The 25282-nt window shown below is 68.3% G+C and carries 22 protein-coding genes and 1 pseudogene; 11 read left to right on the top strand and 12 right to left on the bottom strand.

Annotation, left to right across the window (positions count from 1 at the left end):
* Positions 1 to 596: 596 nt before the first annotated feature.
* From N4G66_RS42275 to N4G66_RS42285, 3 genes and pseudogenes are all read right to left on the bottom strand, one after another.
* A complete protein-coding gene (locus N4G66_RS42275; protein ID WP_315903758.1) occupies positions 597 to 962 on the bottom strand; it encodes a DUF5133 domain-containing protein in 366 nt (121 codons plus the stop codon).
* A 107-nt stretch (positions 963 to 1069) separates the two neighbouring features.
* Positions 1070 to 1930, bottom strand: a complete 861-nt coding sequence (locus N4G66_RS42280; protein WP_261709642.1) for a SigB/SigF/SigG family RNA polymerase sigma factor — start codon at positions 1928 to 1930, stop codon at positions 1070 to 1072.
* A 396-nt stretch (positions 1931 to 2326) separates the two neighbouring features.
* A pseudogene (locus N4G66_RS42285) lies at positions 2327 to 2871 on the bottom strand (hemerythrin domain-containing protein).
* A gap of 769 nt (positions 2872 to 3640) precedes the next feature.
* Here N4G66_RS42285 and N4G66_RS42290 point away from each other — a divergent pair.
* From N4G66_RS42290 to N4G66_RS42315, 6 genes are all read left to right on the top strand, one after another.
* A complete protein-coding gene (locus N4G66_RS42290; protein ID WP_261709643.1) occupies positions 3641 to 4279 on the top strand; it encodes a hypothetical protein in 639 nt (212 codons plus the stop codon).
* Between the two features lie 308 nt (positions 4280 to 4587).
* A complete protein-coding gene (locus tag N4G66_RS42295) occupies positions 4588 to 5145 on the top strand; it encodes a hypothetical protein (protein WP_261709644.1) in 558 nt (185 codons plus the stop codon).
* A gap of 49 nt (positions 5146 to 5194) precedes the next feature.
* Complete coding sequence (locus N4G66_RS42300; RefSeq protein WP_261709645.1) at positions 5195 to 5701, top strand: hypothetical protein; 507 nt, start codon at positions 5195 to 5197, stop codon at positions 5699 to 5701.
* A gap of 392 nt (positions 5702 to 6093) precedes the next feature.
* Positions 6094 to 6573 (top strand): SRPBCC family protein, encoded by a 480-nt coding sequence (locus N4G66_RS42305; RefSeq protein ID WP_261709646.1) that lies wholly within the window; start codon positions 6094 to 6096, stop codon positions 6571 to 6573.
* A gap of 66 nt (positions 6574 to 6639) precedes the next feature.
* Entirely contained in the window at positions 6640 to 8256 is a 1617-nt protein-coding gene (locus N4G66_RS42310) for a phytoene desaturase family protein (protein ID WP_261709647.1), read from the top strand.
* A 153-nt stretch (positions 8257 to 8409) separates the two neighbouring features.
* The gene (locus tag N4G66_RS42315; RefSeq protein ID WP_261709648.1) at positions 8410 to 9462 is read left to right on the top strand and encodes a YihY/virulence factor BrkB family protein; all 1053 of its coding nucleotides are present in this window, start codon (positions 8410 to 8412) and stop codon (positions 9460 to 9462) included.
* Between the two features lie 280 nt (positions 9463 to 9742).
* Here the strand turns inward: N4G66_RS42315 and N4G66_RS42320 are convergent, their stop codons facing one another.
* Positions 9743 to 10528, bottom strand: coding sequence for an ANTAR domain-containing protein (locus tag N4G66_RS42320; RefSeq protein ID WP_261709649.1), 786 nt, complete (start codon positions 10526 to 10528; stop codon positions 9743 to 9745).
* Between the two features lie 99 nt (positions 10529 to 10627).
* Here N4G66_RS42320 and N4G66_RS42325 point away from each other — a divergent pair, with 99 nt between their 5' ends.
* Entirely contained in the window at positions 10628 to 11023 is a 396-nt protein-coding gene (locus N4G66_RS42325) for a helix-turn-helix transcriptional regulator (protein WP_261709650.1), read from the top strand.
* 331 nt (positions 11024 to 11354) lie between these two features.
* The gene (locus tag N4G66_RS42330; protein WP_261709651.1) at positions 11355 to 11828 is read left to right on the top strand and encodes a hemerythrin domain-containing protein; all 474 of its coding nucleotides are present in this window, start codon (positions 11355 to 11357) and stop codon (positions 11826 to 11828) included.
* Between the two features lie 102 nt (positions 11829 to 11930).
* On the opposite strand, the gene N4G66_RS42335 is transcribed toward N4G66_RS42330, so the two are convergent.
* From N4G66_RS42335 to N4G66_RS42360, 5 genes are all read right to left on the bottom strand, one after another.
* Entirely contained in the window at positions 11931 to 12602 is a 672-nt protein-coding gene (locus tag N4G66_RS42335) for an HAD family hydrolase (protein WP_261709652.1), read from the bottom strand.
* A gap of 19 nt (positions 12603 to 12621) precedes the next feature.
* Positions 12622 to 13587 carry an LLM class F420-dependent oxidoreductase gene (locus N4G66_RS42340; protein ID WP_261709653.1) on the bottom strand — a complete coding sequence of 322 codons (966 nt, stop codon included), beginning with the start codon at positions 13585 to 13587 and terminating at the stop codon, positions 12622 to 12624.
* A gap of 132 nt (positions 13588 to 13719) precedes the next feature.
* Positions 13720 to 14637, bottom strand: coding sequence for a hypothetical protein (locus N4G66_RS42345; RefSeq protein ID WP_261709654.1), 918 nt, complete (start codon positions 14635 to 14637; stop codon positions 13720 to 13722).
* A gap of 1028 nt (positions 14638 to 15665) precedes the next feature.
* The gene (locus tag N4G66_RS42355) at positions 15666 to 17474 is read right to left on the bottom strand and encodes a fatty acyl-AMP ligase (protein ID WP_261709656.1); all 1809 of its coding nucleotides are present in this window, start codon (positions 17472 to 17474) and stop codon (positions 15666 to 15668) included.
* A 72-nt stretch (positions 17475 to 17546) separates the two neighbouring features.
* Positions 17547 to 19430: a fatty acyl-AMP ligase gene (locus N4G66_RS42360; RefSeq protein ID WP_315903759.1), complete on the bottom strand. Its 1884-nt coding sequence runs from the start codon at positions 19428 to 19430 to the stop codon at positions 17547 to 17549.
* Positions 19431 to 19716: 286 nt separating this feature from the next.
* Between N4G66_RS42360 and N4G66_RS42365 the strand changes: the two genes are divergently transcribed.
* Complete coding sequence (locus N4G66_RS42365; protein ID WP_261709658.1) at positions 19717 to 21006, top strand: beta-ketoacyl-[acyl-carrier-protein] synthase family protein; 1290 nt, start codon at positions 19717 to 19719, stop codon at positions 21004 to 21006.
* On the opposite strand, the gene N4G66_RS42370 is transcribed toward N4G66_RS42365, so the two are convergent.
* Positions 20970 to 21743, bottom strand: coding sequence for a LuxR C-terminal-related transcriptional regulator (locus tag N4G66_RS42370; RefSeq protein WP_261709659.1), 774 nt, complete (start codon positions 21741 to 21743; stop codon positions 20970 to 20972). The genes N4G66_RS42365 and N4G66_RS42370 overlap by 37 nt on opposite strands.
* Positions 21744 to 22128: 385 nt before the next feature.
* Here N4G66_RS42370 and N4G66_RS42375 point away from each other — a divergent pair, with 385 nt between their 5' ends.
* Both N4G66_RS42375 and N4G66_RS46160 read left to right on the top strand, forming a co-directional pair.
* A complete protein-coding gene (locus tag N4G66_RS42375) occupies positions 22129 to 23118 on the top strand; it encodes an AraC family transcriptional regulator (protein WP_261709663.1) in 990 nt (329 codons plus the stop codon).
* A 231-nt stretch (positions 23119 to 23349) separates the two neighbouring features.
* The gene (locus N4G66_RS46160; protein ID WP_391858977.1) at positions 23350 to 24057 is read left to right on the top strand and encodes a tetratricopeptide repeat protein; all 708 of its coding nucleotides are present in this window, start codon (positions 23350 to 23352) and stop codon (positions 24055 to 24057) included.
* Between the two features lie 286 nt (positions 24058 to 24343).
* On the opposite strand, the gene N4G66_RS42385 is transcribed toward N4G66_RS46160, so the two are convergent.
* Together N4G66_RS42385 and N4G66_RS42390 are read right to left on the bottom strand one after the other, a co-directional pair.
* On the bottom strand, positions 24344 to 24646 hold the full coding sequence (locus N4G66_RS42385) for an NUDIX domain-containing protein (RefSeq protein WP_261709660.1): 303 nt from the start codon (positions 24644 to 24646) through the stop codon (positions 24344 to 24346).
* 5 nt (positions 24647 to 24651) lie between these two features.
* Entirely contained in the window at positions 24652 to 25161 is a 510-nt protein-coding gene (locus N4G66_RS42390) for a DUF1269 domain-containing protein (RefSeq protein ID WP_261709661.1), read from the bottom strand.
* Positions 25162 to 25282: the final 121 nt, after the last annotated feature.

The following is a 25282-nucleotide window of genomic DNA, read 5'->3' on the forward strand; positions in this document are numbered from 1 at the left end:
GTCTCCCAGATGCACGTCTCGCGCCTCCTCAACCGCACCCTCACCAAACTCCGGACCGGCATGCTCACCACCGAGTGAATGCGCCTGCCTGACCCCGGAACTCATGACGGCCGACACCCCTGTGCAGGCGGGCGGCTGCCGTGAGCGGCTGGATCTGTTTAGGCGGTCGATGTCGCCCGGCCGCCGGACTGGCGTTATCAACCCGTGGAACGTAGGTAAGACGGGCACCCGTGCCCGCACCGCGCAGCGGAGCAGGCACCCACCCGAAGCAGCCCACACGGCTTGTGTGGGAGCAGGCGGGAATCCCGGGCCTCTAGGTCCGTGAGGATGCCAACCTTTTCTTGCACAAGGGGAGTTGGGACCAAGCTCTGCGTCCGTGCCGGCGCTCGGTGTACCTCGCCCGCACCGGCCGGGCACCACCGAGGGCAGGCTGGAACCGGACCACAGACTGCCCGGTTCCAGCCCTCCGGCCGTCCTCACCGGCCGGTTGAAGCCCGGGCCGACTCTCCCGCGCGTCCCGGGAAAGCCGGTGAGGACGACCGGAGGGAGAACGGCGTGGGGGGGGAGAGCCACCACGCCGTTCTCACGCGGCTGCCTCACCGACGAACTGTTCCCCCTGGTCCCCTGTGCTCCACTCTCCTTGGATGACAGGGCTCAGGTATCCGCCGCTCCCAGTCTGCTCCGCCTTCGCCCTCCCGCGAGCCCCACGGCAAATGATTGGTCGGAGTCTCGTGGCGGCCGGGGAGTTTGTGACGGGGTGTGGCGGCCGCCTTGGCCAGGTAGGAGCGGGCGGTGTCGAGGGCGTCTGTGACTTCGCGGGTTCCGGTGGACACGCACAGGGTGTAGGCGAGGTCCCGCAGGCGCTGACTGGGGGGCGTCGCGCCGTCGGGCGATTCCTCGGCGAGGAGTGACTCGTATTCCGCGACCAGCTGGTACAGAGTGACGGGGAGGGGCATCAACATCGGTGCGACTCCTTGGGGCTGAGGCCTTCTGGTGTTGTGGGAACTGTCATGACAGCGTGCATGGGGCTTGAGGAAGCGGCCACCCGGCCCTGGGAGTAGAGCAGTCCTCACGCCGCGGAGGCGCTGCCGGAGCGGCTGCGGCACTCGCACTCACCCAGCACCTCACTGCGTACATGGGCGCAGCTGCGGGTGATGAGCCGGGAGATGTGCATCTGGGAGTACCCCAGCTGATCGGCTATGCGGCTTTGTGTCATGTCCTGGAAGAAGCGCATGTAGAGGACGGTCCGCTCACGTTCGGGGAGCCTGCACAACGCCTTCCTGGCCGCCTCGCGGTCGACGATGACGTCGTAGGAAGGGTCGGTGACGCCCAGGATGTCGGCGAGGCTGTACGCGTCGTCGTCGGTGGCCAGTGCGGCGTCCAGTGAGAGGGTGCTGTAGCTCTCCAGCGCTTCCAGGCCCGTGGCGACCTCGTCCTCGGTGAGGCCGGTGCGGGCGGCGATGTCGGCGGGTGTGGGCTGGGGGCTGCCGGGGCGTTGGGTGAGCTCGCGGCGTGCCAGACGGACCTGGTTGCGCAGCTCCTGCACCCGGCGGGGCACCCGTAGGGCCCACGTGCGGTCCCGGAAGTGCCGTTTCACCTCGCCGGTGATGGTCGGCACGGCGTAACTCTCGAAGGCCCCCCGGCCGGGCTCGAAGCGGTCGACGGCCTTGACCAGCCCGAGTGCTGCCACCTGGCGCAGGTCTTCCATGGCTTCACCGCGATCACGGAACCGGCCGGCAATACGGTGCGCCATGGGCAGCCAGGCCCTCACCAGTTCGTCGCGCACGGCATCCCGTTCCGGCCCCTCGCCCAGTTCCGCCAGCCGCTCGAAGAGCGCGGCAGTCTGGGGGGAGTCGTCGCGGGTTCGGCGTGCGCTCCCGGTGAGAAGGGAGACAGAGGTGCTGTCGACCTGCGAACAGTCTGGGTTCATATCAGTGAGCACGGGGATCGCTCCTGAACGCGGGGTTCAGGACGGGGCCCGGAGCCAGATACCGAGCGCGGCCTGAACCGTGTCTGTCAGAGGTTCGCCGCGCGGGAGGTCTGCCCGGCCCGCCGAAGGAAACCGCAGCAGGCAGGGAGAACGGAATCCCCGCAGGGCGTGCGCCTTCGGTCCGAAGCACGAATTCTCGTGTGCCCCTCAGCCATGACCGTAAACACCGCCTTCCCGACTGCGCGCTACATCCTCCACCCCGCCCCGTCCGGCCCGGGAAAGCCCGTTCCCATGCCTCCCTAGGGCGGGCCTAAGACCGGCCTACCCCGAGGAATGCCGGGCGGGCGGGATTCTTCGGAGCACTGAGACCGCCGCCCGCCGGCTGACGGCACCCCGTCAGCTCTTGCCGCGCCCGGTGAGTGCGTCCCGGAGGCAATCGACCATGCCCGCGCCGGGAGCCAGCAATTTGTTGGTCGGCGGGGTATCCGGAGCGGACGGATGCGGCCGGGTCGGGGCGGTCTTCTTGGCACGAAGGACCTGGTCGCCCAGTTTCATGAGCGCATCCTCAGATGCCGTCTAACGCAGTCGGGGGAACAAGTAGTCCTCCTCGTCGCGGATGTGCGAGCGGATCCCGGTCACCAGCTCGCCGATCAGGAGGTCAAAACCCGGTTCATCCGCGTCGAGGCTCTCGAGCTCCTACCTCGCCCGCTCGGCCTCGGCATGGTCCTCGAGCTCCTTGGCGGCGACCTTGTCGCCGTCCGGCAAAAACTCCCTCACGGCCGGATACAGATAGGCTTCCTCGGCGACCTAATGCCCCACCAGCTCAATCACGGCCTGCTCCGCGTACACCTTGCGCTGCTCGTCCCCCGGCGCCAGCCCTTACAACTACCGAAGAGATCCTCGACCTCCCGGTGATCCGTGGTCCCAATGACGGCTCTCACCCAGCGGAGGAACCGCTTGTCCCGCGCCACCCACGGTCACAGGCCGGTGATCACGCTCGATCGTCACGCCGATGCCCTCGGCATGCGTCGGGTCCAGAGCCGTATCGGCAAGGGTGCAGGAGATGTTCCAGTGACTGAGGCGCCACTCCAGTACGCCTGCCTCAACACCCGCGCATCGTCTGCGCAGCTCGGTCCGCCCCTCACAGGGCTCCGGCGCAGAGTCTGCCGAAGTTTCTACGTCGACAACCCTTCCGCTTCCACCTCCTCCTTGCATCAGGGCAGGCACCGAGCGCAGCGGTTGGACGGTTTCCCCGGCACAAGTGGCCGAACCAGGGAAACCTGAGCCGAGCCAGTCCCCAAAAGGGAAGGCCACCTGGTCGACCTGGCCCCTGAGTACCCCTCTTGCACTCCAATTAACAGCAGTCCCGCCAGGAACGGCGGTGTACGCCAGCAGTCAGCCGAGTCTCACGTCAGGCCTGTGGCACTCTCCTCTCTCCTTCGCCCTCTGGACCATGGAAGGCGAGTACCACGGGCCTTTGGGAGTCAACCAGTCGGTGATTGAGAGAAGTTGCTGCCGCAGGGGTGCACAGCTGCAGGCAGATTCCCCGGCCAGAGCCGCGGAAAATCACCACCATCCAGCCTCCGGCTAGACTCCTCCGAGATCGTCAAGAGATGACGGGGAGAGCGGATCATGGCGCAGAGCCGCGCTGACGCCCGGACACGGCACCCTCGTCATGAACGACGAGGTGAGGCGAGACTTCCCGGAGTATTGGCCACCCTCGCCGCCATCACCCTCTACCTCGCATTGCCGCAGCAGCTGCTCATCGCACCCCGATACGTGCTGCCCACTCTTGAGGTCCTGCTCCTCATTCCGCTCATCGCGATCAACCCCAGGCGGCTGACCCGTCAGACCAGAATGTTCCGCATCCTGTCGCTGACCCTCGTCGCCGTCATCGCTGCGAGCAACCTCGTCGCGCTCGCCATCCTGATCGACGAATTGGTGCACGCAGGAGTGAAGGACGGACGCGAGCTCCTGGTGGCCGCCCTACAGGTCTGGCTCACCAACATCATCGTCTTCGGTCTCGCGTTCTGGGAACTGGACCGAGGCGGCCCCGTCAGCCGCACCCAGGCACCGCGCGCCGAGCTCCCGCTGGCGGATTTCCGCTTCTCCCAAGACGAGAACGACGACGCTGTCGAGGAAGTCGCCGACGGCGCCAGCGGCTCCTCCGACTGGGTCCCCACCCTGGTCGACTACCTCTACGTGTCCGTCACGAACTCAACGGCCTTCAGCCCGACGGACACCATGCCGCTCACCACCCGCGCCAAACTCATGATGAGCATCGAAAGCATCTCCGCCCTGCTTACATCGCTCCTCGCCATCGCCCGCGCCGTGAGCATCCTGCACTGACATCCGGACAGCCCCTCACTCGCCGGTGCCCGCGCCCCTCGTCCTGCGCGCCCGAAGGCCTACAGGAATCACGAGCTGCCACCCGGACGAGCGCTCACGGCTTCGCCGGAAGACAGCGCGCCGTCTGCGCCTGACGGTCGGTCCCGGCCTGCAGGCGCTGAGCGTTGCGTTGGTTCACTGCCGTGCTCGCGTTGGCCGCCACCCGCCGCTGCCGTCCGTGCCAACCACACGACCTCGTTTCAGTGACAAAAGCGAGGGAACCCGCCCAAATAAGAACATACGGCGCACCCGTGAGGGGGTTCGACCCCATGTCAACAGGGACACTTCTGGCAATCGTCATTCCCGTCGTGGTGGTGATCGCCTTGGCGGCCGTCGCGGTTTCGCTCCTCATGCGCCGCCGGAAACTGCGCGAGCGCTTCGGCCCGGAGTACGCGCGCACGATGGAGGACGCCGACAGCCGCACGGCCGGAGAGCGCGAACTCAGAGCCCGCGAGAAGCGGCACGACGCACTGGACATCAAGCCGCTGGACAGCAGTGTCAGGGAGCGGTACACGCGGGACTGGACCAGCGTGCAGGACGAGTTCGTGGACCGCCCGGAGGACGCCGTGCACGACGCGGACCACCTGGTGACCTCCCTGATGCACGAACGCGGCTACCCCACCCAGGACTTCGAGCAACAGCTCAAGGACCTCTCGGTCGAGCACGGCCGCACGCTCGAGCACTATCGGGCCGCCCACGACGTCGACGTCCTCAGCACCCGCCACGAGGCGACCACAGAACAGCTGCGGGGGGCGATGGTGCACTACCGCTCCCTGTTCGACGAACTGCTCGCCGACGGCGGGCAATCCCGCCATGCACCGGCCTGAACAGCTCAACGAACGGGCCGCCACCCCGGCGTCCGGGACCGGAGGAGACATGCAACGCGAAGACACACCTGGCACCGCCACCGCGAGCGGCCTGTCCACCGACGACCTCGCCCAGCCCCGCGACCGGTCCACACAAGAGGGCACAGCCGGCACGCAGGAGCAGACCGATGTTCCCACTTTCCCCGGCGAGAGCACGGACACGCCGGGCAGACCCGTTGAAGACAGGACCTCGGAGGCCGACGTCAGCACCCAGAGCTCGGGCCAGGGCGCCCAAGCCGAGGAGGACCTCCCGCAGCTACTCAGCGCAGAGGACGAGGAAGGATTCCGCACCCGCTGGCAGGAAGTACAGAACAGATTCGTCGACGACCCGCGCGACGCCGTGCACACCGCCGACGCACTCGTCGCCGACGTGATGCAAAGGCTGGCCGCCACATTCGCCGACCACAAACAGGAACTGGAAGGACAGTGGAACCGAGGCGAACAGGCGAACACCGAAGACCTGCGCCTGGCACTGCGACACTACCGTTCGTTCTTCAACCGCCTGCTGGTCACCTGACACAACGCCGCACCGCAGCGGCTGACCTGGGCTGCGCCCCTCTGATCGCGGGACCCACCTGTCTTCGGGGGATCGGGCGGGCGTGGGTCGGCTCGGCTGCGGACGTCGGCAGCACCACCGGGCGCCGCACCGGCGCCTGGGCCATCTCGGCCCCGAGACCGCAGGCGGCTCGGGGCGCGACCGCCGTACGGCCGGCCAGGGGACTCGCAACTGACATGGCTCCTCCGCATAGAACAGCCTGGCGCCCTGGCCAGGATGCCCCTGGTCACGGCGGGCTGTACTCCGGTAGCTGACCGACGGCACCGGAATGCGTCCCCGAGCGTGAGTGTCTACCCGGGCCTAGCGTGGAAACGCGCAGCAAGGGACCTGACACTCCAACGGCGGAGGAACGCATGGCCGTACGGCACCGGCTGATCAGGAAGTCTCCCCAGGACGTCTGGAAGGTCCTGTCCGACGTCGAACGGTACGGGGACTGGGTCGTGGGCCCTTCACGGGCCGAGCTGGACGAGGGACGGTGGCCCGACCTGGGGGCGGCCCTCCGCTACGAGATCAAGATCGGGCCGCTCACCCTGCACAACCGGACCGTCGTGCGCCGCAGTGAGCCGGCCGCCGTCCTCGAGCTGGAGGCGGACAGCGGACCGCTGGGGACCGCGAGGATCGCGATGGAACTGCGGCCCTGGGGCGAGCACACACTGATCATCCTCGATGAACACCCCCTGCGCGGCGCCGGAGGCGCCTTGCACAACGGCCTCCTGGAGGTGGCGCAGCAAATAAGGAACCGCGCCATGTTGGGCCGCCTCGCCCGGCTGTGTGAGGGGGACGAGGATCCTGCCAGCACCACTTCCGTGCGGCGACGACCGATCAAGGCCTGAAACGGCGCCGAGACCTGGGACAGCCGCTCGACCGGGCGCGGCCACCCACCGAGTCGGGAGCGAGTCATGACGGACGCTGTAGTGATCGGAGCAGGCCCCAATGGGCTGGTCGCGGCCAACCTCCTGGCCGACGCGGGCTGGAGCGTGGAAGTCCTGGAGGCCCAGGACCAGCCCGGAGGAGCGGTCCGGCACGACCGGGGGGTCGACCCCGACTTCGCCAGCGACCTCTTCAGCGCCTTCTACCCCCTCGCTGCTGCCTCCCCGGTCCTGGCCGCCCTGCATCTGGAGCGGGAGGGGCTGCGCTGGAGCCACGCCCCGAAGGTGCTCGCCCACCCTTTGCGGGACGGGCGCTGTGCCGTCCTCAGCCGTGATCTGGAGGAGACGGCCGCGAACCTGGAGGCGTTCGCCCCCGGGGACGGGGCCGCGTGGAAGGAGCTGCGGGAGGTCTGGGAGACGTTGCGGGCCGGCATCCTCGACGCCCTCTTCACGCCGTTCCCCCCAGTCCGCGCCGTAGCCCGGCTGGCTCTGCGGCTGCGCGCGGCAGGCGGGCTGCGCATGGCCAGGACGATGGTGCTGCCGGTCCGGCGTCTGGGAGAGGAGGAGTTCCGCGGCGAGGGCGGCAGGCTTCTCCTCGCGGGCAATGCCCTGCACGCGGACCTCGCACCGGAGGCGGCCGGCAGCGGCGGCTTCGGCTGGCTCATGTCCATGCTCGGCCAGACCTACGGTTTCCCGGTTCCCACCGGCGGCTCCGGGGCGCTCACGGCTGCTCTCGTCCGTCGGCTGACGCGGCGCGGCGGGACCGTCCGCTGCGGGGAACAGGTCACCGAGGTCGTCGTTCGCGGCGGCCGCGCCGTCGGCGTCCGTACTGCGGGCGGCGAGGCGGTTCCGGCCCGCAAGGCGATCCTGGCCGATGTGTCCGCGCCCGCGCTCTACGGCACTCTGGTCGCCGAACGGCACCTGCCCGGGCAGCTGCTCACCGACCTGAAGCGCTTCCAGTGGGACTTCGCCACGTTCAAGGTCGACTGGGCGCTGAACAGTCCGGTGCCCTGGGCCTGCCCGGAGGCCGCGCAGGCGGGAACCGTGCACCTCGCAGACGGCGTGGACGGCCTCACCCGCTTCGCCGCGCAGATCGCCATGGGCCGCGTCCCCGACGAACCCTTCGCCCTCTTCGGCCAGATGACCACCACCGACCCCAGCCGTTCGCCACAGGGCACCGAGTCCGCCTGGGCCTACACGCACGTACCCCACCGAGTTCGGGGCGACGCGGGAAACGACGGGCTGACCGGCTCGTGGGATGCCCGGGAGCAGGAGACGATGGCAGATCGTGTCGAGGCGCAGGTCGAGCACTGTGCCCCCGGTTTCCGCGGCCTCATCAGGGCCCGGCGCGTCCTCGCCCCGCCCACACTGCAGAGCATGGACGCCAACCTCCACGGCGGCGCCATCAACGGCGGCACCACGGCCCTGCACCAGCAGTTCGTCTTCCGCCCCACACCCGGCACCGGCCGCCCCGAGACACCCGTCGCCGGCCTCTACCTCGCCTCCGCCTCCGCGCACCCGGGCGGAGGAGTCCATGGCGCCCCCGGAGCCAACGCCGCCCGGGCCGCCCTGCGCCGGCGGCGCGCCGGTGCCCTGGCCGGCCTGCAGAGCCGGCTGGACCATCGCGACCGCAAGGGGCAGCGCTGACAACCCGCCCGCGCCCACCGCAGCGTCGACGGCAGGCCCGGCATCGGCAGAGCCGGTGCAGCATTGCCGGTCACGCGTTCTCCGAGCGCTTTGCCTGTTGCAGCCCGGGTCGGCTGAGCACTTCAGGTGCGTCGACCGGGGTACTCGGCGAGCATGGCGAAAATGCATCTTCCAGGACAAAACAATCACGACAGTGACAACAAGCCGCCGCCGGACGAGGCCGGACCCGCCCCTGAAGTGGAGCAACAGGCCCCGGATACGCCGACAGAGCTGCCCCGCAGAGCCTGGGGCAAGGTGTTCAGCGGGAGCCTGCGGGAGTTCAAGAAGGACGAGCTGACCGACCGGGCGGCCGCGCTCACGTACTACGGGGTGCTCGCCCTGTTCCCGGCCCTGCTGGTCCTGGTCTCCCTGCTGGGCATCACCGGCAAGTCGACCGCGGACCGGGTGCTCGACAATCTCAAACAGCTCACCCCCGGCCCGGCCCGCGACATCCTCACCGGCGCGGTGGAACAGTTGCAGGGCAACGCCGGCCTCGGCTCACTCGTGGCCGTCATCGGCATCGTGGTGGCGGTGTGGTCCGCCTCGGGCTACGTCGCAGCCTTCATCCGCGCCGCCAACGCCATCTACGACATGCCCGAGGGCCGCCCCGTCTGGAAGATCCTGCCGGTGCGCGTCGGTGTGACCGTCATCCTCATGGTGCTGGCGGTCGTCAGCGCGCTGATCGTGGTCTTCACCGGTGGCGTGGCCCGCCAGGTGGGCACGGCGCTGGGGGTCGGGGACACGGCGCTGACGGTGTGGTCGATCGCCAAGTGGCCCGTGCTGGTCGTGCTAGTCACGGTGATGATCGCGATCCTGTACTGGGCGAGCCCGAACGCGAAGGTGAAGGGCTTCAAGTGGATCACTCCGGGCAGTTTCCTGGCCCTGGCGATCTGGATGATCGCCTCCGCCGGATTCGCGTTCTACGTGGCCAACTTCGCCTCGTACAACAAGACCTACGGCACGATGGCCGGCGTCGTCGTCTTCCTGGTGTGGCTGTGGATCAGCAACCTGGCCATCCTCCTCGGCCTGGAATTCGACGCGGAGGCAGTGCGCCAGCGGGCTATCGCCGGCGGGCTCCCGCCCGATGCCGAGCCCTACACCCAGCCGCGCGACACCCGCACATGGGACGAGGAAGACCTGCGCCGCCTCGACGAAGGCGAAGAATGACCGTTGGCTACTGGGTGGGTACGTATCGGATCGTCCGGACAGGCGGCAGCCCACACCGCTTGCACGGCGGGCCGGATGCATGTTCGAGCCCTGGGGCAGATGACGAACCGGGCGCCGACGTCCACAAGGGGTGGATCTCGTGGCCTTCGGCCTTCTCCGCCCTACGGGCCGTCACCGTCGTCGTGGCCGTCGCATGGGGCTGCGCGTGGGCGCGGGGCCGGCACATACGGAACCCACATCGCTGACGCGGTCGCCGCCTGACGCCGTAGCCGGGAAGCGGTCATGCCGATGGTCTGCGGCTTTCCAGGGACGCGGCTCTGGCGGCGGGCGGAACCCAGTCGCGACGCCGGTGGCGACAACGTGACTGCGCTTCGTCGGAGACCTTGGCGACCGCCGCGGAAATCTGCTGCTTCAGATGGTCGGGCAGCGGATCGCCGGTGACTGATGCGACCAACTCCTCGGCGATGAGGCGAAGTTTGGTGTTGCTGCGCTGGGACACCTCGACGAGAACGCCCCAGGCGTCTTCGTCATTCAGCCTGAACGTGGCCATCAGGACTCCGCGGGCGAGGTCGATGACCGGCCGGCTCCGCATCGCCCGTTTCAGGTCGATGACCTCGGCGCGCAGGTCCTTCTCGTACTTCCCGTCCAGGTGAGGACCGGCACCGTTCGAGGGCGCGAACAGAGATGCCGTGCCCGTGAGCATGAGCAGCCGCTCGACAGCGCGTCCAGCAGCGCGGATGTGGACCGTCTTGCCCTGGGCGAGAGCAAGGCTCCGGAGGCGCAACAGGATCCGGAGGCCGGAACAGTCACAGAAGTCGACCCGCGCGAGGTCCAGGTCCAGTCCCTGGCGCGCCTGGGCCAGGGCGGCACACAGGTCGTGTTGGAGTGGCTGCGCGGTATCGATGTCGATCTCACCGGCGACGACGACCAGTGTCCGTGAGCCGGAGGGATACGCGGCTGTCTCGAGGAAGGGTGACGCGCCTCCCACCCTGGCGCCGCAGGCCAGTGCATCGTGGGCGGCTTCGTCCCCGCTTCCCGCAGGGGGAGAGAGCGGATGTTCTCGCATGGCATACAGGTTCGCCCTCCATCCGGTTACACGTCAAGGGATACATGAACTCTCTTTCACCCTTTTGAATGCGTGAACGAAAGGGCCTAGTCTGGGGGGATGACTGAGGTACCCGAGGGACACAGCGGCTGGACCTTTCTGACCAACCACGCACGAGTCCTCGCCGCGATCGCCTCCGGTGCGCAAGGCACGCGGATCCGCGACATCGCCGCACGGTGCCGGCTCACCGAGCGGGCAGTCCAGAAGATCATTGCCGATCTGGAGCAGGACGGCTATCTGGACCACACCCGGCGAGGGCGCACGAACCACTACCACATCCAGCCCGGGACCAGCCTTCGACACCCGGCCGACTCGGGCCTGACGGTGGCCGACCTCCTGGCGGCTCTCGACCAGCACGAGAGCCCCGCTGAAGCCCCGCCCGGGCAGCGGACCGCGCAATCCGCGTCCGATCGCTCCGATGCGTTCGCTCGCGACGACGGCACAGCGGCCTCGTAGGGTTCCCTGCGGCCCTGGTCGGCGCCTCCCGCGCCGGAGCGCGGTCGCGGTCGGCAGGGCGCCGACCGGTGCGGCGGCGAGGCGGCCGGGGTATTGTGCCATCGCCGCTTGGACCGAGTGCCGCCCGGCGCGGTCGTCGAAGAGGCCGTGGGCCGCACCGTCGCCGTGCCCTTCAGCAACCAGGCACGAACCAGCAGCCCTCCCATAGGCGTACACCGCGACCCGGGCCGACTTTCCGGGCAATCTCATGCCTCCTGTGACGATCCGCGGCCGCTGGGGTACTCGGTCCCGGGCGGCAACGAGCCGTCCGAATGCGATCGGAGGAGAAGCCGTGGACGGGATCGTGCTGCTCAAGGAAGACCACAAGAGGGTGGAAAAGCTCTTCAAGCGGTTCGAGAAGGCAGGGGCCAACGCCCACGCGGAAAAGCGGAAGATCGCCGATCAGGTGATCGAGGAGCTCACCACCCACACCTGGATCGAAGAGGAGATCTTCTACCCTGCCGCCCGGGAGGCCGCCCCCGACACCAAGGACCACGTCCTGGAGAGCGTCGAGGAACATCACGTCGTGCTGTGGATGCTCTCCGAGCTGAAGGGTCTCGATGCGACGGACCAACGGTTCGACGCCAAGATGACCGTCCTCATGGAGAACGTCCGCCACCACGTCGAGGAAGAGGAACAGGAATGGTTCCCCGACGTACGCAAGACCATGGGCCGCAACCGGCTCACCGAACTGGGCGAACAGATGGAATCGGCCAAGAAGGAGGCTCCGAGCGAGCCCCTCGCCGTTCCCAGCGCCGAACGGTAGACCGTACCGGCACCTCAAGGAGCCTGGGGGTTCGATCCGGGACTCGGCGGAAGGGGCCGCAGCCGCTTCGTCGATCGAATGCCGCCGAGCCGGCGGCTCACGTCATTCCCGGTCCGCGAAGACGCTGGTGTCCAGGCGGTCGAGGAGGTCGGCGGGGTCCCTGTACACCGCGTGGGCTCCGGCCGACTCCAGGTCCGCCCGCGGGATGCCGCCGGACAGGACCGCCAGGGGTGTCACACCGTCCCGTACCGCGGCCTTCATGTCCCAGACCGTGTCGCCGACGAAAACCGCTCGTTCGCTCGGTACTCCGGCGAGCTTTCTGGCCTGCTCGACAGGGTCGGGGGCGGGTTTGCCCTCGTCGACGTCGTCCGCGCTGGCCGCCCCGAGGATGACGTCGTCCGCGTGGATGGCACGGCGCAGCGCGGAGAGTTCCGCGCCGCTCGCCGAGGTCGCCAGGACGATCTCCCAGCCCCGGCCGGCGAGGGTGCGCAGCAGTTCGCCGGCCGCGTCCAGTGGCGGCAACCGGTCGAAGTACGTTGCGTAGAGCGCGTGGTGGGCCGCGACGAACTGTTCGTCGTCCCCGGGGTCGCGGTCCTTGCCGAGCAGGTGCTCGATCAGGTCGCCGCTGCCAAGGCCCACGGACCGGTGGATGTCACGCATGGGGACGCGGTGGCCGGCCTGGCGGAAGGCCTCCCACCAGGTGACGACATGCAGGTGGTTGGTGTCGACGAGTGTTCCGTCGACATCGAAGATGGCGGCGCGGCTCGTGGTCATCGCGGGTGTCCTCGCACTCTCACAGTTCGCGCAGGGCGGGAAGCAGTTTCCGCTCGGCCCATTCCAGGTAGGGCTCCTGGTGGTCGCCGCCGATCTGGATGAGCGCGACCTCGGTGAATCCCGCTTCGACGAAGGACCGTACGGCGTCGACGACGGAGTCCACGTCGTCTCCGCACGGAATGGACTCGGCCACGTCCTCGGGCCGTACGAACTGGGTCGCGCCGGCGAATCCTTCGGGGCCGGGCAGTTCGGCGTTGACCGGCCAGCCGCCGCCGAACCAGCGGAACTGGTCGTGGGCGCGGGCGATGGCCGCGTCCCGGTCCGTGTCGTAACAGATGGGCAGCTGGCCCACCTTGGGCTTGCCGGCGCCGCCGTGCCGGTCGAACGCGGAGATCAGGTCGGCCTTCGGTTCGGTGGCGATCAGCAAGTCGGCAAGGTGTCCGGCGACTTCGCACGAGCGCTCACCGGAGACGGCGACTCCGATCGGCGGGGGCGTGTCGGGCAGATCCCACAGTCGGGCGTTCTCCACGTCGAAGTGGGCACCGTGGTGGTTGACGCTCCCGCCCGCGAAGAGCGAGCGGATGATCTCCACGGCCTCTTCGAGCATCTCCAGCCGGACGTGTGCGGCCGGCCATCCGCCGCCCACCACATGCTCGTTGAGGTTCTCCCCGGAGCCGAGACCCAGGCGGAAGCGTCCCTGGGAAAGCAGTTGCACGGTGGCGGCCTTCTGAGCGACGACCGCGGGGTGGTAGCGGGTCGTCGGGCACGTCACGTACGTCATCAGGGGAATGCGCTCGGTGGCCTGCGCGGCGGCACCGAGGACACTCCACGCGTACGGGGCGTGCCCCTGTGAGTCCAGCCAGGGGAAGTAGTGGTCGGACGTGACGGAGAAGTCGAAGCCGGCGCGCTCGGCTCCGGCCACATGACCGACGAGCTCACGCGGGCCGGCCTGTTCCGTCATCATCGTGTACCCGATCTGCACCATGTCGCTCTCCTCCTCGTCGCCTCGGGCGCCGCTCGGGCGCGCGAGAGGTCTCCTGCCGGGTCAGCGAGCCAGAACCCGGCTCAGTCGTTTCTCGCGTCCAGCGTCGCGCGAGTGCGTCCGTGACCTGCGCGGCTACCGCTTCGTCCGGAGCTGCAGGTCGACCTCCTTCTCCTGGTCTCCCGACGCAGTGCCCCGCTCCTGCACGGCGAACGCGCCACTCAGGGCTTCGCGGAGCCGGTCCACGGCGACGTAGCCGCCCTGCAGCGTGGCGGTGACCGAACCCTCCAACGGGGTCGGGCCGGTCGGAATGCGCTCTTCGGTCGGATCGAACACCGCGGTCCACACAGGAAGGCGGTCGCCCGGCTGATCATGAGGCACGCCGCCGGAAGGTCGGTCGGTGGGGAACGCCGTCCGCAGGACGCCGAAGACGGTGGCGACGTCCTCCTTGGACGCTCCGGTGAGAGACACGGTGACCATCGAGCACCTTCCTTTCCGCTGGGGTACGACTGTGTACTTCGGTCCTGGCCGCGGGGCGGCGGCTGCCGCGAAGACCCCGAAGCGGGTGCAGACCGAAACCCCGAGCGTTGCCGGCCGGCCCACCACGGCGTCCGCCAGCGTCAGGGCACAAGTGGTGCGCAGGAGCGTGCCCGCGCGTCCTTCGCGCCAGGTCTCGGCAACCACGCCCAGGCGTCGCTCGGCCGCCGCACTCTCGCCGATTGCCGCGAGGCGGGCAGGCCCGCTATCGCGCGGTGAAGCCACATGCAGGGCCATTCCCGAGGCAGCGACCGTCCCTGACTGCGTGAGCAGAAAGGGAAGTCTCGGTGGGGCGCCGTGCCGGGCGGGAACGGCGAGGACGGCGCTATACGAGGCCAGCGCTGGTCCGTGCAGCGCGGCTCCCACGGTCGCGATGGCGCCGTCACGGGGCAGCCGCCCCGTGACGGCGCCGAGGGCGGCCGCACCGGCGGCGGGACCGTACGCGCTGAGGAGTGGGTCGGATCCGGTCAGCCGGCCGTAGACGGGCCGTTCGCCGACCCACGTACGCACACCCATCACCTGTCCTTTTCGAGTGGCTGGAATCCGCGGGCGCCCCTCCCAGCGTGACGTGTCTCGGCCCCCGCGGCGCGCGGAGATGCGTCAGTCGGACGGTTCGTCGGGCACGGGAGGCTCCGGATGTGGACTGCCGGACTGCGGGGCACCCTTCCGCCCGGTGCCGGCCTCGTCCGTATCGGGAATCTCCGGATCCGGGCCCTCCAGCTCGGCCCGCTCGACGAGGGTCGACTGGGTCTCCCCGCCGACAACGTCCCAAGGGTCCTCATCGGCTGCGGCCTGTTGATCGGGCAGGTCCCTCGGTATCGGCTTCGGTGTAGGCCCTCCGCCTTTCCCAGGGCCTTCCGGGCGGCGATCGTTCACGTCGTTCTCGCTTCCTCGCGTCCTCGCTTGACGGGCAAGTACCCCTCCGGCCGACGTTGATTCCGGGGGTCGCCGCGCGACTCCCGTGGCTGGTCAGCGGTGGCAGAGGACGTTGGCCGCGTTGGTTTGGGCGGAGTTGGTTCGAGCGGGCGGAGGGGTGTCCGCGATGTCGATGGGTTCCAGTTCGGGGCCGATGATTGGTGCGGATGGCGCGGGCGAGTAATCCTGCGGGCCACGGCGGCCATGTGGGTGCGTGACGGCTTGGACGAGCTTGTCACCGATGACACTTCACCGACTGGTGGCCGGTTGATGGTGAGCGTGTACAACCAGCAGACGAAGAGCCTGCCGGTGGCCGCCCCTGACCCTCGGGTTCTGCAGCCACTCACGCGACCCTGGCGTGATGACGTCCGATCATGCTATTGACCTGCAACAACCTACCGAACGACGGCGGATGGAAGGCGATTCGACCCGGATTCGACCCCGGCCCCCTCCCATCACGGCAACGACCAGCTTTGATCTGCGGCTATGCAAATTCTGCCGCTGTACCAGTCGTATGCCGACAAGAAATCGCCACAGGTAGACCAATAAGGCCATACCTCGCGAATCATTGATCACGGACCAACACCGGTCGGCAGCCAGGGCACCGCATGCGCAGAGGGCGCGCACCGTCATTCGATGAGGGCTGCCTCGAAGGAACCCCCGAGGTATCGGTCCCGGCTGTCGCGCCGTTGCAGCTTGCCGGTCGTCGTGAGCGGCAGCGTCCCCGGCTTGAGGAGGACGACATCGTGTACCTGGATGCGGTGTCCCGCATGGACCGCGCGCCTGATCTCCTGTTTGATCTCCTGGGCGGTCACTTGATCACCGGTCTCGCCTCCGACTGCCGTCGTCGTCTCGGCGAGCACGATGAGCCGTTCGTGCAAGCCGTCGTCGACCGACACCGCGCAAGTACCGAACTCGCGGACTGCCGGGTGGCTGGCCTCAACGGTGGCCTCGATGTCCTGCGGGTAGTGGTTGGCACCGGCGATGATGATGACATCCTTTGCCCGGCCGGTGATGAACAGCTCCCCGTTCTGCACAAAGCCGAGGTCACCAGTACGGAGAAACCGCTCCCCCGGCTGGTCGGGAATGGACCCCATGAAGGTCTCGGCAGTCTCCTTGGGAGCGTTCAGATACCCCGTTGCGACGCTCGGGCCGGATACGAAGATCTCACCCACCTCGTCCTCCCCGCAGGGCTTGCCTGTCTCCAGGTCTACGGTTATGGCCGTGCTCAACGGATGGATCGGGCCGCAGCCGACCAACTCCCGGCTGTCCTGTGCCGACGCGGCTGGGCGCACCTTTCCGGCGGCGAGCGACTCGGAGTCCAGCCGCAGGACTTCCGGGGCCTGACCGACCGGCACGGCCGTGACCATCACTGTCGCCTCGGCGAGGCCGTACGCGGGGGACAGCGCCTCGCGCCGGAAGCCGGCCTCCGCGAATGCCGCGCTGAAGCGGTCGAGCGTATCCGGGCGGACGGGCTCACCTCCGACCAGCGCCATCTCCCAGCGGCTGAGGTCGAGTTCCCGGCGCTGTGCGTCCGTCACCCGGCGGACGCACAGGTCGTAGGCGAAGTTCGGCGCGCAGCTGTCCGCGCGTTCGAGCCGGGAGATGGCCCGCAGCCACGTGAGCGGACGCTGCACGAAGGTCATCGTCGGCAGCAGGGTGACGTCCCGGCCGGAGAAAAGGGGGTCGAGGACATTGCAGATGAGGCCCATGTTGTGGTGCGGCGGCAGCCACGACACCGACGACGGGCGGGGCAGCCCGACGTCGTCGGCAGACCGACGCGCGTTGTCGTATATCAACGACAGATTGTGCAGCACATTGCCATGAGTGATCGCGACGCCTTTCGGCACACCGGTCGATCCCGAGGAGTACTGCAGATAGGCGACCATCTCAGCGGCGGCCACCGGTGGGGTCCACTCCTGGGCGAGGTCCAGCCGTACCTCGTCGGTCGCCACCCGGTCGAGTTGGGCGAGCCCGTCGGTGTCGGTGAGGACGTGCTCCGCGGCGGCAAGCACTGGGCCGGTCGACAGGAACAGCGAGGGCTCGGAACTCGCGGCAATCGACTCCACCCGAGTCCATTTGGCATTGCTCCGCGTCCCGTCGAGCGGAGCCACCGGCACCGGGATCAGACCCGCATAGATGCAGCCCAGGAAGGCGGCGTGGAAATCCAGTCCCGGCGGGTAACTCAGCAGCGCGCGTGCGCGCGCGGTAGGAACCTTCTGTCGTAGCGTCACGGCGACTGCCCGCGCCCGGCGGTCGAGTTCGGCCAGGGTCAGTGATTCTGATTCCTCGACACCGTCGCCCAGGAACACAAAGCTCTTCCGGTCGGGCTCGGCTGCCGCACGAGTGCGGCACAGGTCGATCAGCGTCGGCAGTGCGCCGTGCTCACCGGCCACCGCCTCGGGCAGTCGGACACCGTGCTCGTGATTGGTTCGCATGTGACCACTCCAAACGGAGGAAGAGGATGAAGGCGGCGGGACAGTTCGCGCGCCCCCTGCATGGAGCGAGGTTCAGACTGTCGCGAATGCCCGCGCCCGGTACCTGGACCGGCACTCTGCGCGCTGCAACTTGCCGCTGGTGGTGAACGGCAGCGCACCGGCCTTGACCAAGAGGATGTCGTCGGCCCGGAGGCCGTGCCCGGCGAAGACGGCCTCCCGGACGGCTTCTTCGACCTCATCCGCCGCCAGGGTCGCGCGGGCACCTGACGGAGTGTCCGGGACGGGTTCGGTCATGACGCGGTACCGGCTGTTGATCTCAGCCAGGACGACGAGGCGCGTGCGTCCGCCGTCCTCGACGGTGAAGGCGCAGCAGCAGCCCTCCCGTATGGCGGGATGGCTTGCTGCCCCGGTCGCCTCGATGTCGTACGGGTAGTGCTGCATGCCCTCCATGACGATGAGGTCGTCCACACGGCAGGTGACGAAGAGCTGACCGGCGTCCAGAAAGCCCAGGCTGCCGGTGCGCAGGAACCGCCGGCCCTCGTGGCCGCGCACGGTGGCGTTGAACGTACGCGCTGTCTCCTTCGGGGCGTTCCAGTACGCGGCACCGATACTCGGTCCGGAAGCCAGGATCTCCCCTGTCTCGTCCGGGGCGCACGGATCGCCGGTGGCCGGATCCACCACCGCGATGGTCATGGACGGGTGCACCTGGCCCAGGCCGACCAGTCGGCGGACCTCGTCCTCGCGACCGGCTCGCTGCACCTTGCCTTTCGCCAGCGCCACCGCGTCGAACCGGCGGATCACCGGTTCGGGCTCCACCGGCCCGCCGCTGAGCATGACAGTGGACTCGGCGATGCCGTAACTCGGGAAGAACGCCGCGCGGCGGAAGCCGAACGGGGCGAGCATGGCACTGAACTGGTCAATCATCTCTGCACGCACCGGCTCGTCGCCGACCACCGCGATCCGCCAGGCGCTGAGATCGAGAGAACGCAACTGCTCCTCGGAGACGCGCCGCAGGCACAACTCGTACCCGAAACCGGGTGCTGAACTGATGCCCGCCCCGCGGTCCGATATCGCGCGGAGCCAGTTGACCGGATGCTGGGTGAACGCCGAGGGCGGCATCAGTACGGCGTCGTACCCGACGTAGATCGGCTGCAGGACCCCGGTGATCAGTCCCATGTCGTGGAACACGGGCAGCCACGACACAACAGGCGGCAGCCGGTCGAAGTCGTCCGTGGCCCGGCTACCGTTGGCCAAGATCAGCGAGAGGTTGTGCAGAACGTTGCCATGGGTGAGCTCCACACCCCGGGGCGGACCGGTCGTGCCGGAGGTGTACTGCAGGTACGCGATCGTGTCCGGGCCGATTTCGGGGGCATTCCAGCCGTAGGCGTCCGTCTCACTGATCTCGTCGGTCGCCACAGAGGTCGGCCTGCATGGTGTGGAGATGTCCTTCAGCAACGCGTCGACACGGTTCAGCCTTGACCCGTTCGACAGCAGCACATCCGGCCGGCAGCTGTTGACGATTGCCCGGAAGCGCGTATACCGGTCGTCGACGCCGACGCGCAGCACCGGAGGAGCCGGCACCGCGATCAGGCCGGCATACAGGCAGCCGAAGAAGGCGGACACGAAGTCGAGGCCGGGCGGGTAACTCAGCACGGCGCGGGCGCCCTGCGGGGCTTGCCTGCTCAGACGCGCCGCGATTGCCCTTGCCCGGGTGTCCAGTTGGGCGAGGGTGAGCGAGTCGGACTCTTCGAGACCGTTCTCCAGGAAGGCGAACATCCGTCGATCCGGCTCCCTGGACGCGCGATACCTGCAGAGCTCGACCAAGGTGGTCGGCTCCGGTCGGGATTCTGTGACGGCATCCTCTGACATCGTGATCCTCCTGTTCAGCTCGGCCGTTGGCATTGCCCCTGCCATTTCCCCACGGACCCGCCGGGATTTGGCTACGTATCCAGCCATTGCTGTACGTGTGCGTCATGGCGGTTCCACTCGAAGAGACGTTAAGTCGGCAGAGAAATATCGGGTATCCGTCGCGGGATGGTGTCCATCCCCCTACCGGAGGCGAGCTTCGAGTAGGCCGGAAGACGGATGAAAGCCATCCTCCGGTCGCCGTCACGGTTCGGTCCGCCGGCCGTTACGGAAAGCGCCTCGTACTGGCTACCGTCATGACGACGGCCAGTGGACGACGAATGGCCCGTATCCGAGGGAGAACATTTCCCCAGAAGGCTTCAGAAAGGGAACCTTGATGTCCTACGACGCATCTGACGACTACTTCTTTGGTCATCCGAAGCTCCCCGATCTCCCGGACGGGGAGGTCCTGGGTACGACCGGCGTTGTGGTCACCGGTTTGGGAATGACCACGCCGCTGGGTGGCAACGTCCACTCCACCTGGGAGGCGCTGCTCGCCGGCGAATCCCCGATCACTGTGCTCGACGAACCGTGGGCTCGCGATCTGCCCGTACGGCTGGCAGGTCGGCTGAGTCAGGAACCGACCGAGGTACTGGACCGGGTCGAGGCCCGACGGATGGACCGCTGCCAGCAGATTGCGATGGTGGCTGCCCGGCAGGCATGGGCCGACGCCGGCGCGCCCGAGGTGGCGCCGGAGCGGTTGGCCGTGGTGATCGGCACCGGCCTCGGCGGCGGGACGACGCTGGTTGACCAGCACGACCTGTCCTTGGCCAAGGGGCCGGCCCGCGTGTCGCCGTTCGCGGTGACCATGCTGATGCCCAACGGTTCGGCCGCCGCCGTCAGTCTGGCTCTCGACGCCCGGGCCGGCGCCCACGCGCCGACCAGCGCCTGCGCCTCCGGAGCGGAGGCAATAGCCATGGGGCTCGCCATACTGCGTGCCGGGCGGGCCGATGTCGTTGTCGCCGGCGGCACCGAGGCATGCATCGGCCGGCTGTCCATGGCGGCTTTCGCCCGCATGGGAGCCCTGTCCGGCCGTCACGAGGACCCTCAGAACGCATCGCGGCCGTTCGACAGCGCCCGTGACGGCTTCGTCATGTCCGAGGGCGGCGGCGCCGTCGTGCTGGAGCGAACCCAGTTCGCGCAAGCTCGTGGCGCGCGGATGTATGCCACGCTCGCCGGTACAGGGATGAGCTCCGACGCGCACACCATGACATCTCCGTCAGCGGACGGTCAGATCAGTGCGATCCGTGAGGCCCTGCGCTCCGGTGGCCTCGGCCCGCAGGACATCGTTCACGTCAACGCCCACGCTCCCGGTACGCCCGTCGGTGACCGTATCGAGGCGGCGGCACTGCTGGAATCGCTCGGTCCCCATGCTCTGGTGACGGCGACCAAGTCGATCACCGGCCATCTCATAGGCGGGGCCGGCGCGATCGAGGCCATCTTCACGGTCCTGAGCGTCTTCACCGACGTGATCCCCGCGACCAGGAACCTCGACGTCAAGGATCCCGAGGTGAAGGTGGACATCGTCACGGGAACCCAGCGGCACATCAGGGTCACCGCAGCCATCTCGAACTCCTTCGGTTTCGGCGGTCACAACGTGGTCCTCGCGTTCACCAAGCCCGCCTGACCATGGGATCGGGACGGGCGGCCGGAGGACAGCGGGCCTGCCGGGGCCTGTTCGGCCCGCGGTGACTGGGGCGGGTGCACGAGACCGCTCCGCTGGGCCATCAGCGCCGCGTGCATCCGGTTCGGCAACCCGAGTTTGGCGAGGATGCGGGAGACGTGGGACTTCACGGTGGCGAGCGTGACATGCAGCTCGTGGGCGATCTCCTGGTTCGACCTGCCCATGGCTATACCGCAGAGAACCTGGGTCTCGCGACTGCTCAGGCTTGCCAGGGCGACCGCGTGAGACCGCTCATGTGGCGGCGGCAGGATCTCGAACCGATCGATCAGTCGTCGGGTCATCGTGGGGCACAAGAAGGCCGCGCCGTCAGCAACCGCACGGACGGCTGAGACCAGCTCGTCCTGGCTGGCACTCTTGAGCAGAAACCCACGGGCGCCCGCCTTCAGCGACCCGAGCAGATGGCTGTCAAGGGCGTTGCTGGTCAGGACAATTATCCCCGGCGCGACTCCGGGTACTGCCGTCCCCAAAGGCTGGGCAAGTCTCCGGATGAATTCGCATTCGGCATCCACGAGGACGACCTGCGGTCGCCGCAGCTCGGCCACGCGTAATGCTTCCTCGCCGACCCTCGTATCGGCGACCACCGTGATATCCGGCGCCTCCCCGAGGGCCTGCCGGAATCCGCGGCGCACGAGATCCTCATTGTCGACCAGCATTACTTCCCATGCACTGAAGTCGTCCATCATTCGCTCCGCCCGTGCGATTCGGAAGTGCCCCCGTTGCCTTCAGTAACCAGCAACCGGCACTGTGCGTTTCACTGGCTGTGCTCGAGAATGCTTTCCGGTGGAGCGGTTGCGCACGTGATGACCGTGGGGCGCGCCGAGCGCTTCAGACAGCGGTGGCTGATAATGCGTACGCCCCCTGGCCCGCACGCACATCCCGACTAGGCTGAATGGCAGCCTACGGCGGGATACGCCGCATCGATCCCTTCCGATGCTAGGGGGATTGGCAGTGCTGGTTCCAGGCAATGGCGGCCACCCTGTTGGCCGTTCCGGACACAGGGCGGCGACCGACGAAGTCTCCACAGCTCCAGGGCTGTTCAACCGAGGCATCGCAGGCGTGCGCGCAATGGTGGACGTGGGCGTCGAGCGCGGAGTGGTCGTACCGGCATGCCTCGACGGCAGTGGTGTGGACGAGAACGCTCTTGCCGACGATGCCGCACATGTCCGGGCCTGGCAGGAGCTCACTGTGGCGCAGAACCTGGTCCGCGCCACGGACGACGCTCCCGGCCTGGGGCTCGAGGTCGGCAGCCGGATTCCGCTGCGTACGTACAGCGTGTTGGGCTTCGCACTGCTCGCCAGCCCGACGCTGCGCGAGGCCGCGGCTGTGGGACTGCGCTACCTGGAACTCACCTTCGCCATGGTCGGGATCCACCTTCAGGAGGACGGAAACGAGGTCCGTCTCGTCCTGGACGACGGGCTGGTGCCCCCGCCCGTCCGGCACTTCTTCATCGAGCGGGAAATAGCCAATATCCGGGCCATCCTGGACACCATTGTGGGCCGGCCCTTCACCCCCCTCCGGCTGGATCTGCGCTTCCCACGGCCTGAGGAGTCGGCGCCGTACGAGGTGTTTGACGACGTGCCCATCGCCTTCGGGGCGCCGCGCAACGCGATCGTCACCCTCGCGGCGGTACTGGAGCAGTCGCTGCCGCAAGCCGACCAACACACCATGCAGGTGTGCGAACGCGAGTGCAGGCTCCTGCTGGCCCGGCGCACCGACACGGGATTCGCAGTGCGGGTACGGGAACTGCTCATGCAGTGGCCGGACGGCATCCCCGACATGGGCGCCGTCGCAGCCGCGCTGCACCTCTCCACCCGTACTCTGCACCGGCGTCTGGCGGTGGAGGACACGTCCTACCGGCGTCTGGTCGACGCAGCGCGGCACGCTCGTGCTGTCGAGATGCTGTCCGACCTCGGACTCGGCGTCGACCAGATCGCCGTACGTCTCGGGTACGCCGACGCGGCGGCATTCATCCGAGCGTTCCGCCGGTGGACCGGTGCGACCCCCGGTGCCTACCGAACGCGATCAGTACGCAACCTGTCGAGGGCCCACGCCTGAGGCGGCACGTCCGCCCAGCTCGGTCCGAGCGACGAAACCCCGTTGCCCATGGTCGACCGCATGACGGGGCCAGACTCTGGCTGGCGGCCAGCAGATAGACCGTCGACACGTCCTCGTCGGAGTCCTGGGCGTTGATCACCGCAGGCGTGATCAACGAGCAGCCAGGCCGGCTGCCCCTTCCCTGCAAGGGCGCTGAACTCCCGCACCGCGTTCTACTGTTCGGTGCAGGTGATGAGCCCGCTACTGGCTGGCCAGGGTGGGGCGCGGAGGCGAGCGCCAGCGCGGCCACGGTGGCGAGGACCGAACCGAACGTCAGCACCGTGTGCGGTCCAGGATGTGGCCGATGGGTATCCCGGCAACCGCCGAGACCAGCAGGGCGGCAGAGAACGCGCCCGTGGCGGCGGTCGTCGACCAGTTGGTGTCGGCGGTGATGCGGGCGTTGAGGACGGGGAAGGCGTAGTGGACGATGCCCCAGCTGGTGATCTGGGTGGCGCAGCGGGCGGGCAGGGCGGCAACGATCTCGCTGCGCTCCGCGGCTATGCCGGAGATGTGGCTGGTGCCATATCCGCCATCGAGGCCTTGTTCACAGAACTGGTTCGCGTGCTCGGACCTGATGATCCGCGCACTCTCACCAGCCGTGGCAATCTTGCCTTCTGGCGGCGTGAATCGGGGGACGCGGCAGGCGCCTTCACCGCCTACGCAGACCTGTTGACCGACCGACTGCGGGTCCTTGGCCCCGACCACCCGAAAACTCTCGCCACCCGCGACAATCTCGCTGGCTGGGTAGGGGCTGCGGGAGACGCGGCAGGAGCAGCCGCCATGTTCGATCAGCTTCTGGCCGATCGGCTTCGTGTCTTGGGGCCCGCTCACCCCACAACTCGCGGAACCCTTGCGAGCCTTGCATATTGGCTGGACCAAGCGGCCACAGATCCGTCATAGGGAGGCGGGATTCGATAGGAGTGCGATTCTGCTGAACGGCGTCGCACCGGGCCCCGTGGGCTGTGCGCGGCTCGAACCCGCAACCAACGGATCACGAGTCCTTTGGGGATCTTGGCGGCCCTTGCCGATCGTTGCCGTTTCACGTCGTTCTTGCAGGTCAGACGTGCTGATCAGCGTCAGCCCTATGCAGTGCTTGTTGGTCTGTTCCTGTCCTTGTGGCCCCTCAATGGCCCCTGGGGGTCGATGAGTCGGACGCCCACCACAGAAGCAGCCACGTCCGCGCAGTTCAGCCAAGGGGATAGAACCCTCGCACAGCGGATTCCCCTTCCGGCGCGCAGAGGCTCCGCCCCGAATGTCGGGGATCCTTGCTGCCCTCGGCGAGCTGCGGCCTCAGTTCGACAGCCGTCTCCTCGACACCGAGTTCTTCCCGCAGCCCGCGGAGCGTCGCTTTGGCGTACGTCCCGCCCTCCTCCAGGGAGCCTCCGGGGTCGCCCAGAAGTCGCCGTCCTCGTCGCGCCAGCACACGCTGATCAGCGTCGAGCAGACGGGTGCGGTTGGCTTCCCCCAGCGGCGGAGTGGAGTTCGTCATACGTGTCAGTCGACCTCTTTCGCTGCCTGCTGGACGGCCTTGTCGACGTCCTTCGCGCTCACGTTGAGTTCCTTGGCGATGTGCTTCTCCGCCTTGAGCTGAGCCTTCTCCACCGCCTGAGCAAGCGTGCTCGCGCCGACGATGACAAGGGCGGCCTGCCCCTCGTCGATGATGTCGCCGAACTCCTTGACGTCGGACCGGGACATGCCGCGCCAAAGGTGACCGCTCACGCCGCCGACGGCGGCCCCGACAACGGCCGTGCCGATGATCGCCGGCGGGAACAGCAGGCCGACGACCGCTCCGGCGGCGGCGCCGCCCCAGGCCCCGTGCCGGGTGGCCGTTTCGTCCTTGTTGACGTGGACCTTGCCGGCGTCGTCCTTGGTGACCACGGACGCGTCGTAGGTGCCGACCGCGCCGACCGAGTGGAGATCCTTGACGATCTCGTAGTCGGCTCGGGCCTCGGCTTCGCTCGGGTAGGTCCCGATGTAGATGAACACTGCGTCAGGGGTGGCCATTGTGTGCTCCTGTGATTTCTCGTGTGGCGTTGGGTTTCGGTGTCAGTTGGCGGGTTCCACCTCGCCGGGCCGCCACGTCTTGTCGAAGAAGGGCTGCTCGGGGCTGTAGCAACGCAAGAGG

The organism is Streptomyces rhizosphaerihabitans (assembly GCF_025399795.1).
Classification (GTDB): Bacteria; Actinomycetota; Actinomycetes; order Streptomycetales; family Streptomycetaceae; genus Streptomyces; species Streptomyces rhizosphaerihabitans.

Excerpts from the sequence above, each read along its gene's own strand:
- N4G66_RS42280 (WP_261709642.1), bottom strand. The coding sequence starts at position 1,930 with ATGAACCCAGACTGTTCGCAGGTCGACAGCACCTCTGTCTCCCTTCTC.
- N4G66_RS46160 (WP_391858977.1), top strand. The coding sequence starts at position 23,350 with ATGAGCCCGCTACTGGCTGGCCAGGGTGGGGCGCGGAGGCGAGCGCCA.
- N4G66_RS42360 (WP_315903759.1), bottom strand. The coding sequence starts at position 19,430 with ATGGCTGGATACGTAGCCAAATCCCGGCGGGTCCGTGGGGAAATGGCA.
- N4G66_RS42345 (WP_261709654.1), bottom strand. The coding sequence starts at position 14,637 with ATGGGTGTGCGTACGTGGGTCGGCGAACGGCCCGTCTACGGCCGGCTG.
- N4G66_RS42370 (WP_261709659.1), bottom strand. The coding sequence starts at position 21,743 with ATGGACGACTTCAGTGCATGGGAAGTAATGCTGGTCGACAATGAGGAT.
- N4G66_RS42300 (WP_261709645.1), top strand. The coding sequence starts at position 5,195 with ATGCAACGCGAAGACACACCTGGCACCGCCACCGCGAGCGGCCTGTCC.
- N4G66_RS42320 (WP_261709649.1), bottom strand. The coding sequence starts at position 10,528 with ATGCGAGAACATCCGCTCTCTCCCCCTGCGGGAAGCGGGGACGAAGCC.
- N4G66_RS42340 (WP_261709653.1), bottom strand. The coding sequence starts at position 13,587 with ATGGTGCAGATCGGGTACACGATGATGACGGAACAGGCCGGCCCGCGT.
- N4G66_RS42315 (WP_261709648.1), top strand. The coding sequence starts at position 8,410 with ATGGCGAAAATGCATCTTCCAGGACAAAACAATCACGACAGTGACAAC.
- N4G66_RS42390 (WP_261709661.1), bottom strand. The coding sequence starts at position 25,161 with ATGGCCACCCCTGACGCAGTGTTCATCTACATCGGGACCTACCCGAGC.
- N4G66_RS42375 (WP_261709663.1), top strand. The coding sequence starts at position 22,129 with ATGGTGGACGTGGGCGTCGAGCGCGGAGTGGTCGTACCGGCATGCCTC.
- N4G66_RS42325 (WP_261709650.1), top strand. The coding sequence starts at position 10,628 with ATGACTGAGGTACCCGAGGGACACAGCGGCTGGACCTTTCTGACCAAC.
- N4G66_RS42385 (WP_261709660.1), bottom strand. The coding sequence starts at position 24,646 with ATGACGAACTCCACTCCGCCGCTGGGGGAAGCCAACCGCACCCGTCTG.
- N4G66_RS42310 (WP_261709647.1), top strand. The coding sequence starts at position 6,640 with ATGACGGACGCTGTAGTGATCGGAGCAGGCCCCAATGGGCTGGTCGCG.
- N4G66_RS42295 (WP_261709644.1), top strand. The coding sequence starts at position 4,588 with ATGTCAACAGGGACACTTCTGGCAATCGTCATTCCCGTCGTGGTGGTG.
- N4G66_RS42305 (WP_261709646.1), top strand. The coding sequence starts at position 6,094 with ATGGCCGTACGGCACCGGCTGATCAGGAAGTCTCCCCAGGACGTCTGG.
- N4G66_RS42355 (WP_261709656.1), bottom strand. The coding sequence starts at position 17,474 with ATGCGAACCAATCACGAGCACGGTGTCCGACTGCCCGAGGCGGTGGCC.
- N4G66_RS42335 (WP_261709652.1), bottom strand. The coding sequence starts at position 12,602 with ATGACCACGAGCCGCGCCGCCATCTTCGATGTCGACGGAACACTCGTC.
- N4G66_RS42275 (WP_315903758.1), bottom strand. The coding sequence starts at position 962 with ATGTTGATGCCCCTCCCCGTCACTCTGTACCAGCTGGTCGCGGAATAC.
- N4G66_RS42365 (WP_261709658.1), top strand. The coding sequence starts at position 19,717 with ATGTCCTACGACGCATCTGACGACTACTTCTTTGGTCATCCGAAGCTC.